The following is a 14,549-nucleotide window of genomic DNA, read 5'->3' on the forward strand; positions in this document are numbered from 1 at the left end:
TTACCGGATACTGTCCACTAAATACACCAGTAAAAACAGGCTCATTAATACAATGAAAATGGTGAGGGTGGTGAGCAGGCCGGTGGTGTGCAGGTACCTGCCCGATTCCAGTTCCTTCTTTACGTCCTGGTATCGTTTGTAGGCGAGGATCGCTGTGAGCATGCCTACCGCTACCAGGATAATACCTGCAATGCCGGAGTAGCCGTGGGATGGAAGGGCAACATCCCTGCCGAGGGCCAGGCCGATCTGTTTTACGAAAAGGGAAAATTTGACAACGACGAAGCCGAAGGCCATCAGGCCCACCGCCGTGCGAATCCAGGCCAGGAAGGTTCTTTCATTGGCAAGATGATCATTGGGGCCGCCGGGTTTTCCCTGTTCCATAAGCAGATGATTTATCCTAAAAGTTACAGATTTTTTCGCGGTAACAGCAACCGGATGATCTTTATTTATTAAACTTACGTATATATTACTACGTTATTTTTTGTTTTGCATGAGAAAAGGAAGTTATTACACCGGCACCAGCGGGTTAGTACTGCCATACAAGAATAAGCAATTTTACCCCGAGCCACTTAGAGATAAGAGCCGCCTGGAGGTGTACGGAACTTTGTTCAATACCATTGAAATCAACAGTTCGTTCTACAACATTCCCATGCATAAAACGATGCAGCGCTGGGCTGCCGGCGTGCCGCCGCATTTCAGGTTTACGTTTAAGCTGTGGCAGGGCGTTACGCATGTGCGCGACCTCGACTTCAAGCCCGCTGATGTGACGCGTTTTATGGACGTCATCGCCGGCGTGGGAGAGAAGAAAGGCTGCCTGCTTATTCAACTGCCACCGTCCTTACGGGCAGGGGCTTTGCAGCGGGTGCAGCATTTGCTGGACGCCGTCCGCGAGGCGGACGCCAGTGGCGAATGGCGGCTTGCCGTGGAATTCCGGCACCTCTCCTGGTACCGGGAAGAAACTTACCGCCTGCTCAATGATTACGGCGCGGCGATGGTCGTGCATGATAAAGCCAACGTGGGCTCCCCCCTGGAGGACCTGGATGCCGATTTCGTGTACGCCCGCTTCCATGGCCCGGAAGGGAACTACCGCAGCAGCTACGAAGATAGCTACCTGTATGAATATGCGCATTATGTGCGCGACTGGCTGGATGCCGGGAAGGATGTGTACGCGTATTTCAATAATACCATCGGCGATGCCATCCATGATTTGCAGGTATTGGAAAGGTATGTGCGGGAAAGGGAATAACATTTACGTATGTACGCACGCGTTAGTAACGGGTACGTACATACGTAAACCAGGATCTTACAGCAGCGCCTTCTTCAAATTGCCGATAGCCGCGCTATGCAGCCCGTGGTGATAAGCGGAAAACGCCAGGGCGCCTCCCAGGTCGTTAATGAGCAGTCCGTTGGACAGCGTCACAGGCGTATAGCCGTCGAAGTGGCCTGCTTTATACAGCTCCGTTACCCGTGGCAGGGCCGCTGCCAGCTCCTGTTTGATCAGCGCGGTATCTTCGTCGCTGAGTACGCCTTCCGGTTTGGTGCCGCGGCGGAAGCGGGCCATGAATGCTTCGTCCAGGTTGGAAGGCTTCCCGGCGGCCTTGTAGAACATAAGCTCGTCCGTCACCAGGAGGTGACCCAGGTTCCAGAGAATATTATTGTTAAATCCCGCCGGCACGCGGTTCAGCTGTTCGTTGCTCAATTCATTGAATAAATCCAGGTACCTGTTTCTGATGTGGCTGATGACTTCGATATTGGTGGCAATCATAGTATAAATTTTGAGCCGTGAAAGTAGTAAAATTTCAAAACAGCCCCATCAGCCTTTACAGATAAATTCTATACAGTTTATGCCATTAAAACTGAATGATGAAAACGTACCACATGGTATTGTGCTGGGAGATGGCGTGCATGGAATACTGGTAGTTCAGCACCTGCAGGATGCTCAGCACCGGCGCTGTGGGCGCAAAGGAGGCCCAGCTGAACAGCAGTTGTCCGCCGGGGAGGATGAACTCCCTGGCTTCCGCCAGGAAGCGCTGTAGCAGCAGTACGGGCGGATTGCTGATTTTCCAGATATCTTCCAGGATGGGGAGGTTGCCGAAGATGAAATGATATTTACCGGTGATGTTATCGAACAGGTCCGACTGGACGACGCTGATCTGCTCCGTATAGCCGTGCATGCGGACGTTCAGTTGCGTGTTGGCCACCGCCCTTGGGCTGATGTCCGCCGCGACGGCCGCCGCCGCGCCGCCGCGGACAGCGAGGATGCTGATGATGCCGGTGCCGCAGCCGATGTCCAGCACGCGGCGGCCCTGCATGTCCGGCAGGTGTTGCAGGAGCAGGGGCGTGGAGTTGGTCAGTTGTTTATCGGGAGAAAATACGCCGTCCAGCGCCCAAAGTCGTATATCCTGCACCGTTATTTCGTAATCCGGGTGGTCGAGCAGGTAGCGCCAGGGCGTGATCTTCCTGCGATGGAGGATGATCTTCTGGTAGAGCCTGAAGGGCCGCTGGCCCAGCGTTTGGCGCAGGTAGGCGATGATGTTGTGCTTATGGAGGCTGTAAGGCGTGGGGTATTGGTCGAAAAAGAGGGAGAGGGAATGGTACAGCGCTTCATGATCTGGGTAATGAATGGCCGCCGGCACGGAAAAGGTCAGGTAGTTCCTCCCGGCCAGCGCCTTCATTACCTGTGGGTAGGTTGGTTGATAATCTCTTTGTATGTTCTGGTAGAAATATTCTTTCAGGGGGCCGTAATCTTCTTCCTGCCCGTTGACGACGATGACCAGCATGCCGTTTTCCGTCAGCGCGGACAACATTTTGTCTACCGCCGCCTGCTTGTGCTGGAAGTAATAGAACACGTGCGAGGCGATGATGAGGTCGTACTGCTGCGGTAATACCGCTTCTTCCCAGCTGCTGTTGATTACCTGCACCTCTGCCGGCAGTTGTACCCCGTCTGTATTTTTTTCCACTACTGTATATTGCCGGAAGTAATGCCCCAGCTGCTGGTGGAAGACGGGCGTGGTGCCCATGCCTATTTCCAGGCAGGATTGGAGCTTTTCGTGGGCCATCAGTTTGCGGATGCTGTTGATGATGATGGTCTTTTCGTCCGACTGCCGGGTGAATTCGTTGAAATATTGCTGGTTGAAGAGGAGCGCGTCAGTAGTCATTGTTTTGGCGTTTACTTTAAGTTAATGGGTAAGACTGCATCGGGGTTGCAGATTTTACGCACCCCTGCGGAACAATTCGCCGGGTTCACTGTTCTACCTGGTTGTATGGAATCAGTTGCATTAAACAGCGCGGCAGGCCGCTGGATTATGATCTCCGCCATTATGGCGAGCACCATGGCGTTTATTGACGGTACAGCGCTGAACGTGGTGCTGCCTTCCCTGCAGCATGCGCTGGATGCCAGCGCGGCGGCGCTGTTCTGGGTATTGAATGCGTACATGCTCATGCTGGCATCGCTGATACTGATCGGGGGCGCATTGGGGGACAGGCTGGGGCGCAAGCGTGTATTTATGGCCGGTATCATCGTATTTATCATTGGCTCCGCCTGTTGCGGTATTTCGGCTACGGCCGGGCAGCTGATTGCCTTCCGGGCATTGCAGGGGGTTGGCGGCGCGTTTATGATCCCCGGCAGCTTAAGCCTTATTTCCGCTACCATTCACGAAAAGGAGCGGGGCAAGGCGGTGGGCACCTGGTCCGCCGCTACGACGTTTGTGACCATGGCGGGGCCGCTGCTGGGCGGTTGGCTGGCGGATGCCGGCTGGTGGCGCTACATCTTTTTCATCAATGTACCGTTGGGCTTGGCCGCGCTGCTGATCCTGTGGCGGCATGTGCCGGAAAACCGCGATGAGGAGGACGTGCAGGGGCCGGTGGATTATCCCGGCGCAGTCTTCATTGCACTGGGCCTGGCATCGCTGACGTATGGCTTCCTGTCCATGCCGGCGGCGGGGTGGCAGCATCCCCGTGTATTCGTCACCGTTATAGCGGGCGTCCTCTTGCTGGGGGTTTTTTTGTGGAGAGAATCAAGGATTCCGTTCCCGATGATGTCCCTCAAGCTGTTTCAGAACCGCGTTTTCCTGGGCGCCAATCTTTTATGTTTCTTTCTTTACGCGGGCCTGCACGGGGCCATGTTGTTTTTATCCCTCAACCTGGTACAGGTGCAGGGGTATTCGCAGTTGCAGTCCGGCTTTACCTTCCTGCCGTTTTCCCTGATGATGATCCTGTTTAGTCGCACCATGGGCGCGCTGGCGGACAAATACGGCCCCCGCCTGTTCCTCACTGCCGGCCCGGCGATCGCCGGCATCGGGATGCTGCTGATGTCCACCATCAGGGAAACGAGGGGTTTTGCCGATTATTTCAAAACCTATTTTCCCGGCATTATGATCTTTGGCGCAGGGATGGCCATTACGGTATCCCCGCTAACGGCGGCCGTGATGGGGTCCGTAGGAAAGCAGCTGGCCGGTACGGCTTCCGGGGTGAACAACGCCGTAACGCGGATTGCCACGGTATTTTCCACCGCCGTTTTTGGCGGGCTGGCGGTGATGTTTTTTTCCACCTATACGCAGCATGCCGTGGCCGGCCTGGGGTTGAATGCCCGGGAGCAGGCGCTGGTGTTGCAGCAGGCCGCCTCCCTGGGAGATGCGAAAGCGCCCGCAAGCGTAGTGCAGCAGGCGCAGGTAGCGGCTATTTATAAAGCGGCCTTTATTGATACCTATAGTCATATCCTGAAAATATGCGGGGTGCTTGGCCTGGTGGCCGGACTGCTGGCATTCATCTACCTGAAAAATAACCAGGCCAGTGATAAAAATTACTCCCAATAGCATGGTTTGTACAGCTGCGGCCATGGCGTAAGCGCTATTTTTACAGTGAACCTAATGTACTGGTTATGAAACTGTTTAAGTACCTTATTTCTTGTTCCTTAATAATTATTACGAGTATGACCGCATGTTCGCAGGATGAAAAGCACCGGAGCGTGAAAGATTTGCTGACGGCTGCTGCCGATAATGACACTACCGCCATTCAATCCCTGTTGAAGGCAAATGCCAACCTGGAGGCGCGCGACAGTAAAAAACGCACGCCGCTGATGGTAGCCGCCTATCATCATCATACGGCCGCCGCCGCCATGCTGATTACTGCCGGCGCGGATGTAAACGCGCAGGATGATATGCTGAACAGTCCGTTCCTCTACGCCGGCGCGGAAGGCTATACGGATATACTGCAACTTTGCCTGCATGCCGGCGCGCGCTTCGACGTGTACAACCGTTATGGCGGCTCCGCGCTGATCCCGGCTTGCGAAAGAGGGCATGTAGACGTCGTGAAAACCTTGCTGGCCGTGAAGGATTTCCCGATCGACCATGTGAACCGCCTGGGGTGGACGGCCTTGCTGGAGGCTATCATCCTTAGCAATGGCGGGCCTAAGCATGTGGAAATTGTGCAGTTACTGGTAGATGCGGGGGCTAATGTGAACCTGGCGGATGGAGATGGCGTGAGCCCGTTGGCGCATGCCCGGACTAAAGGTTTTACGGCGATCGTGAAGATATTGGAAAAGGCGGGCGCCAGGTAGGGCTATGCGCCTGTAAGGCGGGTTACAGGCGCATAGGTGAATGTTTTGAAAGTGTTGTGCGGGGCTTAGAAACTATACTTCACCGCCACATAAAAATTCGCCGGCGCCTGTACAAAATACTTCACATTACCCAGTCCATCCGTCGCGCCATTATTGTAGTAATGCGCATTGGTAACGTTGTTGGCAAACAGGGAGAAGGTATAACGTTGAAGGCTATACTGCGCGCGGGCATTCAAAAGAAAGTATCCGTCCAGCAGGGCGGTGTTCGCAAAATCGATATAGGAACCGCTCTGGTAGCGGCCTGCCAGCCCCAGTACCCAGCGGTCCCGCCGGTAGGTTACTTCCTGGTTGATGATCCATTCCGGCGTCAGCACCGGTCTGAAAGTAGTTTCCTGTTCTTTGATCGCGCTATGGTTAAACGAGCTGTTGTTGCTTAAAGTAAAACTTTTACCCAGCTGGTAGCTGGCGCTGAATTCCACGCCGGTTCTGTAGCTGCGCTTCACATTATTCGTGAGGAGCAGGCCATTGGGGCCTATCTGCCCGTTCAGTACGATTTCGTTGCGGAAGTTCATATAGTAGCCATTGAGCTGCATGGCGAACCTGCTGCATTTAATTTTAATCCCCAGCTCCTGGTCGATCACCGATTCAGGGTCTTTGTTAATAATTGGTTTTCCGGCGCTGCTATCCAGCGGGAGGTCGTCATTGCCAGCGAACATATCGTTGCGCGTGGGCTCCCTGCTGGTTTTGCCGATGCTGAAATACAAGCTCAGGTGGCTGTTGGCAGCGAAGTCGACCCCTCCCCGCGGATTGAGAAACGCCCAGCGTAGCTGCGGTAACCCCACGCTGCCTTTATAATCAAACGTCACATAACGGTATTGCAAATCGCCGAAGAAGGTGAATTGGCGCAGCCGGTATTCCAGTCGCGTACTGGCGCTGGCTTCATTTTTATTGCCGCGGTTGCGGTACAATTCCCCCAGCGCGTCATCTTCTCCCAGGTGGCGGCGCGTATAGGCGTTCGCGTGAATGCCGGTGGTCCAGCTGAAATGATCGTTGTAGAGCGTATAGTTACTGAATATGCCTGCGAAGTGGGAGCGGAAGTTATAGTGGAATAAGTTGCCGTTGGAGGCTTCGCCGAAATAGTTGTTGACATCCATGCCATAGCCGCCGTTGAGGTAGGTGTAATATACGCTGGAATTGAGGATGCTGTGGCTGTTGGGCTGCCATTGGTGTTGCACCTGTAGCAGGCTTTGCAGGAATTCATCTTTCTCAGCTTTTGTGTTAGCGTTGGCGCGGCGGTTTTTAGCAATCAGTGTATCCGCCACCGGTAGCCAGGCCATGCCGTTTTGCTGGTGGCCGGCCATGAGGTTCAGCTTCCAGGTGCTTTTAGGCAGGAAAATGGCGCCGCTGATGAAGGCGGACTGGGAGTTGTTGAAGGCATGGTCCTTATAGCCGTCCGTATATACCTGGGAAGCCCTTGCATAGAAGGCCCTGTTGTTCTTCACGCCGCTATTATGCGCTGCAAACAGCCGGAAGCTGTTGTAGGAGCCGTATCCCAGGCCAAAGGTGGTGGCCTGCGGCTCTTTCAGGTCCGGCGAAAAGAGCTGTACGCTGCCGGCATAGCTGGCAGCGCCGTTCTTGGAAGTGCCCGTACCCCGCTGGATCTGCACGTGGCTCAGGGAGGTGAAGAGGTCCGGGTAGTTGGAAAAATAAGCGCCCTGGTCCTCCGGCTCGTTCAGCGGCATGCCGTTCAGCGTGGTGTTGATGCGCGTCTGGTCAATCCCACGGATACGGTAGTACGAATAGCCCTGCTGGTTGCCGGCATCGGAGTAGTTGGTGACGGAAGGCGTTTCCGTGAGCAAGAAGGAAGGCTCCTGCCCGGTATTCTTTTCCCGGATGGCTTTCATATCCAGGTTCTGGTAGGTGACAGGGGTATTTTTTCCTGCCTGGTAGATGGTGATGCCGTTCAGCTGCCGGGTACTGTCTTTCGTTTGGGCGTCCTGCGCCAGGAGCGGTTGGGTAGCCAGCGCCATGGCAGGTAATAGTAGCAGGTGATTCCTCATTGCGTGTAGTCGGTCAGGTTAGATTTTTTGTATTTATTGTAATTTGTACACAAATATAAGCGGTTTTTTGAAAGCGCCAAAATCTATGCATTGCCGTAATTTACCGGGCTCAGTCCAAATGCCCGTTCCGCATGGCTTACTATTTGTGAACATCCTTCTTAAAAAGGAGACTATGAAAAATTACCTATTGATGATGCCGTTAGCGGTGTTGCTGGCATGTAACAGCGGCGCCAGGCAGGAAGAGAAAAAAGACAGCGCTGCGAATACGGAGCAAAGCACTTCCAAACATGAGGACTTCATTACCGGCATGGTAACGGCGAACCAGGAAATAATACAGCTGGGGCGGCTCGCGGTAGTGCGTGCGGAGCAGGAGCGGATGCGCCGCCTGGGCGACACGCTGGTGAGCAAGTATTCAGCCGCCAATGCCCGGCTGGAGCAGCTGGCCGCAAAGGGCAACGTTACCCTGCCGGGGGATACGCTGCAGCCTTCCAGGGCGGTGGTTAGTCTGACCAATATTAAAGACACGCGTGAGTTTGAACGCAACTGGCTACAGGAAGTAATCGCCGCGCAAAAGGATATATCCTACCGTTACAAGCAGGCAGTGGCCTCCAAAGATCCGGAGATCAGCAGCCTGGCTAAGGAGATGGCCGACTTTACAGAGGCCCAGCTGGATGAAGCCAGTCACATCCAGGAAGACATGCGAAAGCTGATCAACAAAACGGCGAAGGGCGCTGACATGTAACTGCAGTATCGGGTTTTAACTTCATATCTCAACCGTAATTACAAAGCAAATCGCCCTATTTGTGTTTGAACCCGATTTATCACATCCCTCAAAAAACACCCATGAGCCTAAATTCCATTTATCTGGCAGGAGGCATTGCTGCGCTCCTGCTGTTTGGCGCCTGTGCCAAACAAGTGAAAAACGATCCAAAAATTGCTGTAGCACCCGCTGGCACTGAAGCGGTAGCCCCTGATCCGAACGGGGTTCGTTTGCACCAGTTCCTGCGCGACAATGGTCCTGTAATGGAGCGTTATGATGTTTCCATGCAGGATGGCATCACTATCAAAAGCCGCAGCGGCAAGGTGTACACCATCGGCCGCAACTCGCTGATCAGGCCTGATGGTAGCCCTGCTACCGGCCCTATCACCCTGTACATTAAGGAGGTGAGCACTGCCGCAGGGATGATTTTCGCGGACAAGCCCACTGCTACCAGTGCAGGCGAGCCGCTGGAATCCTTCGGCGAATTTTACGTAGCTGCCAAACAGGGTAGTGTGGACCTGAAGCTGCGTCCGGATTCCGGCGTGCGCGTGCAGGCGCCGGCGAAGGTGAATGCCGAACGTATCCCGATGTGGAATGGCGACACCACCGTTACCATGGACCTCACCGGTTACAATTACGTGAACCAGCTGATCACCGTAAGCACTCCGGTGAGCGCCAACAAAGGCGTGGATTGGAACCAGGTAACAAATCCTGCTTCCGCGTTTGCGCTGTTCAATGGCGCTAACGGTACGCTTAATTTCCGGCTGGACAGTTTGCTGACCTGGGTTAACTGCGATCGCCTTATGAGCAATCCCAACCCTAAAACCACTGTACTGGCTTATTTTGCATCCAATTTCAATCCTGCTACCCGTACCAGTTACGGCGGAGAAGAGCCTACCATGCTGTTCTTCAAACCGGCAGGTATCAACAGTGTGATTAAATTCTACAACCTGATCTTCATGCCGCCGGCAGGCTTCGAAGGTTTCCTGAGCTACCAGAATACTATTCCGGTTGGTCAGGCAGGAACTTTCCTGGCAATTTCTTCTATCGGCGGACAGTTTTATGCAGAGCAGAAAGATGTGGTGATTCCTGCGCCGCCTGCCGGGCAGAACTACGTGGCGTTTTCGTTTAATCCAACGCCGGTAACGCCTGCGCAGCTGATCTCGCTGATCAACAGCATGAATACCAAATAAGGGCAAGTTTCAACGGCCGCTAAAGGTTGATTAGCGGCTGTTTTTTTCTCGCAAAGCGGCGTAAGGGGGCAAAGGGGCAAAGGATTTTTAGCGGCTGTTTTTTTCTCGCAAAGTGGCGTAAGGGGGCAAAGGGGCAAAGGATTTTTAAGAATCCTTGTATGCTGGGCATATGGCCGCTTAGCGGCTGTTTTTTTCTCGCAAAGTGGCGTAAGGGGGCAAAGGGGCAAAGGATTTTTAAGAATCCTTGTAAGCCGGGTATATGCACTCCATTCACAATTCCTTCAATACATTTTCCGCCAAATGATGATGCAGCCATTTCGCCGCTGCCCTGGTATCCTTATCGCTGGTGCCGCGGCCGGCTACCAGTTCCAGGCCCCAGCTGCGGCCCTGGAATTCAAACAGCACCTGCTCCGGCGCAGTAGGTTCTACAATCAGCCAGATGGCGAAGCTGATGTTGCGGAATAAAAAAGTACAATCCCAGGTGAGGTAGTAGAGTTGTTGCTGATAGGGAAGGATTTCGTTGTACTTGCGCGCTTTGCCGGAATAGCGGCCGGTTTCATAGATGCCTATCTTCACGGAAGCGGTGGTGTTGGGCATCAGGTAATACATCAGTTTCAGCGCAGGGCGCGGTTGATCGCCCCGGCGGCGCAGCACATCTTTAAACAACACCAGCCAGATTTCCTGGATTTCGTGGATGTAATGCAATTCCGTTTTGATGTCCACGCCGTTGATCCAGACCGTCCACCCCGTGTTTTGCGTACGTTTGAGGCCAAACTCCCGGCCATCGGCCAGGTGGCGGATAAACTCGCCGGATCTGTTCCAGGTTTCAAAACCCAGCATGAATAATTCATTATTCTCAATGGGGATTGCCTCCATCGCATGACGCATGGCTGGCAGAAAGGGGTAATGGACTTCTTCAATACGTATAATATGCCCTTTGTAACGATAATACAGTCCCTCCTTGATGTGTTCTAACTCAAGCGGCATAGTGTGCTAACAATATTAGTAAATATATAAAAAAGAAAGCCCCCGGCTAAGTCTGCATTGAGTCTCGGACCGAAGGGCTTTACTTATATGTCTGCGACAAAAATACTAATTTTTTTAGTATATCCAAGCGTTCGCTAAAAAAAATAAAATCCCTTTTTTACGGGATTGTTACCCGCGCAGCATTAGCGTAAATTAGAAAGACCTTAAATCTGTATGATATGAAAAAGAAAGTTTCCACCAAGCTGAAGCGCAATAAAATTAAAGTGAGCGCTTTAAACGCTACTGTTGCAGCACAGGAAAATGCGAAAGGCAAATCCCTGGTGACTACGCAGTTTATCAGTTGCGGCGCTACCTATTGGGTTTGTTGATTGTGTACTATTGTTTGTTTCCCGGAAATCCTTCTGCGCCTTTGGTGCAGAAGGGTTTCCGGTTTATGGGGGAGTGGGAGCCTATTTCCGGCCTGCATCCGCCGGCAACGCCATTTTTTCATTTCCCGCTTTGTCTTGCAGCGCCTGGTATTCCGCCTCCGTAAGCCGGTATTGCACCACGCTCCTGTATTTGCCTTTGATGCGGTATTCGTCTTTAAGCACGGCTTCCTGTATCATACCCGCTTTCTGCAATACTTTTCCGGAAGCGGTATTTTCAAGGAAGTGGGTAGCGAAAAGTTTGTTGAAGTGCAGCGTATTGAAACCATAGTCCAGCACGGCCTGTAAAGCTTCGGACATGATGCCCCTGTTCCAGAAAGGTTCTCCCAGCCAAAACCCGATTTCCGCCTTGTTGTGCTCCTGCTTCACATGCAGGCCTATTGCGCCGATGAATTCATGGCTTTCCTTCAGTTCAATCGCAAAAATGTAACGCTCCCCGGAACGGTATCCCTGGATGCTGAAGCTGATCCAGTTTACCGCATCATCCACCGTGTAAGGGTAGGGCAGGGTAAGCGTGTTGTCAGCAATCGTCCTGTTGTTGGCGTATTTCACCATGGCAGGGATGTCCTCTGTGTCTACTCTTCTCAGGATTAATCTGTCCGTACTTAATTGCGGGAAAGCCTTCATGCCGGGTTTTTTGCGTAAAAAAATAAGATAGGAATACTAAGATATTAAAAACGCCTCAGGAATTAAAATTAAAGCCGGCCTGAGGACGATCGCCTGCTGATAATTCCTTTCAGGAGATGGAACACAAACAGCAGCTGTAGCAGGACGAATAGTAACACGCCAACCATTACGCCCGTGCGGAAGAACGTTTGCCACCGGTAATAAGCTTCCACGTTAGTAGTGGTCACAATGCTTTGCTGCGCGCTTTCCCATACCAGGAGTCCGATCACGAGCAGCGATGCGAATACGGAGCCGTATATATGCAGCCGGCTGAAGTTTGACGGATAAAGCCGCGGCGGAAGCAGCTGGTATAACAGCCACGGGAGTACGAAAAAAATAGCGGCGGCGCCAAATACAAGGCCGTAGGTGATTACGTAGTATGTGTCGAACAGGTGCAGGTACATACGATCCGCCCGGTGCATAAATGCCACAAAGAGCAGGGCGATGGAGAGCAATAAAAACAGGTGCCAGGGTTTTTTCATGCAGGGAATTTAATGATAAAAAATTATCCGGTTATCAGCCGGGAACTGATTTGCATCAGCGCGGAAGTTTTCCGCATATGTTACTCATCCGCCCTGAACTCCGCCACCGCGCCCATCTTCTCCAGCTGTTGCAGCGAAGCCTTCAAATGGACCAGGTACCCTTTCCTGAAAATGATCTCCTTTTGCCTGCTCAGAGCCATGGCAGCTGCATTGGTAATTTGCAGCGTTTCCTTCAGCAGTTGGATCAGCTTCAGTTTGTTCTCTCCCAAACCGGTAATTACAATACTGCCGGGTATCCATTCACTCATATCCACCGGCGTTGCTGCTTCCTCCGTACGATCCGCGGCATTCGTATATACCTCCTTCCAGAGTTCATTGTGCTCTACATCCGTATGCCCGCGCAGCCATGCAAGCGTAGCGGCCTGATCATCGAAGCGGGTTTCCAGCGCGCGCATATATGCGATGAACGCCGCAGCGGAGGGCGCTACCTCGCTCGCATCCCAGCTACCCGCGCCATGCGGCGCATAATACACGGGGTAGCCCTTCGCCGCTTCGGAAAAATCCACAAAGAACGGATCATCCATACCATTCAGCGCAACCACGTACCAGTGTGGTTGCCACTGCCCGGATGCAGTACCGGTCAGGTTTTCCCCGGTAATGCCGTGGGTACGGAAGCCGGCCTGCAGCGCTTCAAAATTTTCAGCCACAGGGTAACAGGAGGGCAGGCAGATATCGCCCGGGCAAACCGCAGCGTCTAATATTTCCTTTACAGGAACCGGTATCTCAAGCATGGTGTGTCGTATCATGGTATCATTCAAATGTAGAAAAAAGTAGTGAACCGGAAAGCGATGATCGCTGTTAAAGAGGTTATGATCAAAATCGCCACCTTCAATATCAACGGTATCAATGGCCGGCTGCCGGTGCTGCTGCGCTGGCTCGCCGAAGCCAGTCCGGACGTGGTATGCCTGCAGGAATTAAAAGCGCCCACTGAAAAATTTCCGCTGAAAGCAATTAACGACGCGGGTTACGAAGCCGTTTGGAACGGGCAAAAAAGCTGGAACGGGGTGGCAGTACTGTCCAGGGGCAGCCCTATCCAGGAAGTGCGGCGCATGCTCCCCGGCGACCCTGCAGATGAACATAGCCGCTACCTGGAAGTGATCACGCATCAACTGGTGATCGCCTGCATTTACCTGCCTAACGGCAACCCCTATCCCGGGCCTAAGTTTGACTATAAGCTGAAATGGTTCAAACGCCTGGCCCGCCATGCTGCCAGGTTGCAGCAGCATGAAGTGCCCGTGGCGCTGATCGGCGATTTCAATGTTATGCCCACAGAGCTGGACGTGTACAAACCGGAAAAGTATATGGAGAACGCCCTGTTCCGCACGGAGGCGCGCGCCGCTTATGCCGCGCTGCTCAAAAAAGGCTGGACGGACGCGCTGCGTTATCTCTATCCGGATAAACGTATCTATACTTTCTGGGATTACCTGCGCCATGCCTGGGAGCGGGATGCGGGATTGCGGTTGGATCACTTCCTGCTCAACGATGAGCTGCTGCCCCGGCTCAAAAGTGGCGGGGTGGACAAAGCGGTGAGAGGCTGGGAAAAAGCCAGCGACCACGCGCCGGCATGGATTACAATAAAAAAATGATTACAATAAAAATTGATTCCATTAAAAAACAGAAAACCATAAAATATGCGAGGCCATAAAATCCACTCCCGCTTAAAAAAATCGCCTATACCGGTAACGGTTAAACGAAATTTTGTATTTTAAACTACGGCGCCCACCGTCAAACATATCTTATGAACCAAACCGCAATTGAAGACCCTTTCCTGAACGATGCCTTTGAAGTACTGCACATCCGCTATCCCGCTTTGCACCAGGCAATCGTAACGCATTTCCACCCGGGCGATATCGTCCGCAGGGAGGCGATTTCCGCCGGCCCGCCAGGCGCGCTGTCCCTCAGCCCGGGCCTGCTGCGCTTATTCGAAGCCGTCACTCACCTGAAGATGCGCGGACTCGAACTTTCCTTCGCCCGCATGCTCCTGCGGACGGATGGCTACATCAAAATCGGGGAACTCGCCCTCGATGACAACGGGGATGAACTACTGGTAATGCCCGGCCAAAACGGCGTGTATTACCACAGCATCCGTCATGGGGTAATCAGCCTGTTGTCCCCCGATGTGGAAGAGTTCGTAGAACGGGTCCTGGGGCCGTTTATAGCCCGGCCACACTAAAAAAATGGGAATTCCCAAATGCAATTTTTCGACGGAATTGCGACATTAAAGCCGTAATATTGCACACTAGAATAGAATTACTTCAGGTGTGATGGAGACCATAGATGTTATCACTGATAAATTCTACCGGGCTCAACTGTGGAAATTGCCTATATTTGTTGGGTTAACTCAGGATACACCAGGATC

Annotated in this window: 16 protein-coding genes; 8 read left to right on the plus strand and 8 right to left on the minus strand. The window is 52.9% G+C overall.

Annotation, left to right across the window (positions count from 1 at the left end):
- Positions 1–381, minus strand: a complete 381-nt coding sequence (locus BOC67_RS11205) for a DUF202 domain-containing protein (protein ID WP_291910293.1) — start codon at positions 379–381, stop codon at positions 1–3.
- A 109-nt stretch (positions 382–490) separates the two neighbouring features.
- On the opposite strand from BOC67_RS11205, the gene BOC67_RS11210 reads away from it, so the two are divergent.
- Positions 491–1,246, plus strand: a complete 756-nt coding sequence (locus BOC67_RS11210) for a DUF72 domain-containing protein (RefSeq protein ID WP_291910295.1) — start codon at positions 491–493, stop codon at positions 1,244–1,246.
- Positions 1,247–1,303: 57 nt separating this feature from the next.
- On the opposite strand, the gene BOC67_RS11215 is transcribed toward BOC67_RS11210, so the two are convergent.
- Both BOC67_RS11215 and BOC67_RS11220 read right to left on the minus strand, forming a co-directional pair.
- A complete protein-coding gene (locus BOC67_RS11215; RefSeq protein ID WP_291910297.1) occupies positions 1,304–1,765 on the minus strand; it encodes a DinB family protein in 462 nt (153 codons plus the stop codon).
- An 85-nt stretch (positions 1,766–1,850) separates the two neighbouring features.
- Positions 1,851–3,158 (minus strand): class I SAM-dependent methyltransferase, encoded by a 1,308-nt coding sequence (locus BOC67_RS11220; RefSeq protein ID WP_291910300.1) that lies wholly within the window; start codon positions 3,156–3,158, stop codon positions 1,851–1,853.
- 105 nt (positions 3,159–3,263) lie between these two features.
- Between BOC67_RS11220 and BOC67_RS11225 the strand changes: the two genes are divergently transcribed.
- On the plus strand, positions 3,264–4,814 hold the full coding sequence (locus tag BOC67_RS11225) for an MFS transporter (protein ID WP_291910302.1): 1,551 nt from the start codon (positions 3,264–3,266) through the stop codon (positions 4,812–4,814).
- Positions 4,815–4,930: 116 nt separating this feature from the next.
- The gene (locus tag BOC67_RS11230; RefSeq protein ID WP_291910304.1) at positions 4,931–5,557 is read left to right on the plus strand and encodes an ankyrin repeat domain-containing protein; all 627 of its coding nucleotides are present in this window, start codon (positions 4,931–4,933) and stop codon (positions 5,555–5,557) included.
- Positions 5,558–5,622: 65 nt separating this feature from the next.
- Here BOC67_RS11230 and BOC67_RS11235 read toward each other — a convergent pair whose 3' ends face one another.
- The gene (locus BOC67_RS11235) at positions 5,623–7,617 is read right to left on the minus strand and encodes a TonB-dependent receptor (RefSeq protein WP_291910306.1); all 1,995 of its coding nucleotides are present in this window, start codon (positions 7,615–7,617) and stop codon (positions 5,623–5,625) included.
- 172 nt (positions 7,618–7,789) lie between these two features.
- Between BOC67_RS11235 and BOC67_RS11240 the strand changes: the two genes are divergently transcribed.
- Together BOC67_RS11240 and BOC67_RS11245 are read left to right on the plus strand one after the other, a co-directional pair.
- Complete coding sequence (locus tag BOC67_RS11240; RefSeq protein WP_291910307.1) at positions 7,790–8,359, plus strand: DUF4142 domain-containing protein; 570 nt, start codon at positions 7,790–7,792, stop codon at positions 8,357–8,359.
- A 101-nt stretch (positions 8,360–8,460) separates the two neighbouring features.
- Positions 8,461–9,570, plus strand: a complete 1,110-nt coding sequence (locus tag BOC67_RS11245) for a hypothetical protein (RefSeq protein WP_291910308.1) — start codon at positions 8,461–8,463, stop codon at positions 9,568–9,570.
- A gap of 270 nt (positions 9,571–9,840) precedes the next feature.
- Here BOC67_RS11245 and BOC67_RS11250 read toward each other — a convergent pair whose 3' ends face one another.
- On the minus strand, positions 9,841–10,557 hold the full coding sequence (locus tag BOC67_RS11250) for a hypothetical protein (protein WP_291910310.1): 717 nt from the start codon (positions 10,555–10,557) through the stop codon (positions 9,841–9,843).
- A 218-nt stretch (positions 10,558–10,775) separates the two neighbouring features.
- On the opposite strand from BOC67_RS11250, the gene BOC67_RS11255 reads away from it, so the two are divergent.
- A complete protein-coding gene (locus tag BOC67_RS11255) occupies positions 10,776–10,925 on the plus strand; it encodes a hypothetical protein (RefSeq protein WP_291910312.1) in 150 nt (49 codons plus the stop codon).
- An 81-nt stretch (positions 10,926–11,006) separates the two neighbouring features.
- Here BOC67_RS11255 and BOC67_RS11260 read toward each other — a convergent pair whose 3' ends face one another.
- From BOC67_RS11260 to BOC67_RS11270, 3 genes are all read right to left on the minus strand, one after another.
- Positions 11,007–11,609, minus strand: coding sequence for a GNAT family N-acetyltransferase (locus tag BOC67_RS11260; RefSeq protein WP_291910313.1), 603 nt, complete (start codon positions 11,607–11,609; stop codon positions 11,007–11,009).
- Positions 11,610–11,677: 68 nt separating this feature from the next.
- Positions 11,678–12,130, minus strand: coding sequence for a hypothetical protein (locus BOC67_RS11265; protein WP_291910314.1), 453 nt, complete (start codon positions 12,128–12,130; stop codon positions 11,678–11,680).
- Positions 12,131–12,210: 80 nt separating this feature from the next.
- Positions 12,211–12,936: a hypothetical protein gene (locus BOC67_RS11270; protein WP_291910315.1), complete on the minus strand. Its 726-nt coding sequence runs from the start codon at positions 12,934–12,936 to the stop codon at positions 12,211–12,213.
- 42 nt (positions 12,937–12,978) lie between these two features.
- Between BOC67_RS11270 and xth the strand changes: the two genes are divergently transcribed.
- Both xth and BOC67_RS11280 read left to right on the plus strand, forming a co-directional pair.
- The gene (gene xth, locus BOC67_RS11275; RefSeq protein ID WP_291910316.1) at positions 12,979–13,776 is read left to right on the plus strand and encodes an exodeoxyribonuclease III; all 798 of its coding nucleotides are present in this window, start codon (positions 12,979–12,981) and stop codon (positions 13,774–13,776) included.
- A 152-nt stretch (positions 13,777–13,928) separates the two neighbouring features.
- The gene (locus BOC67_RS11280) at positions 13,929–14,363 is read left to right on the plus strand and encodes a hypothetical protein (RefSeq protein ID WP_291910317.1); all 435 of its coding nucleotides are present in this window, start codon (positions 13,929–13,931) and stop codon (positions 14,361–14,363) included.
- Positions 14,364–14,549: the final 186 nt, after the last annotated feature.

The organism is Chitinophaga sp. CB10, from assembly GCA_001870995.2.
Classification (GTDB): Bacteria; Bacteroidota; Bacteroidia; order Chitinophagales; family Chitinophagaceae; genus Chitinophaga.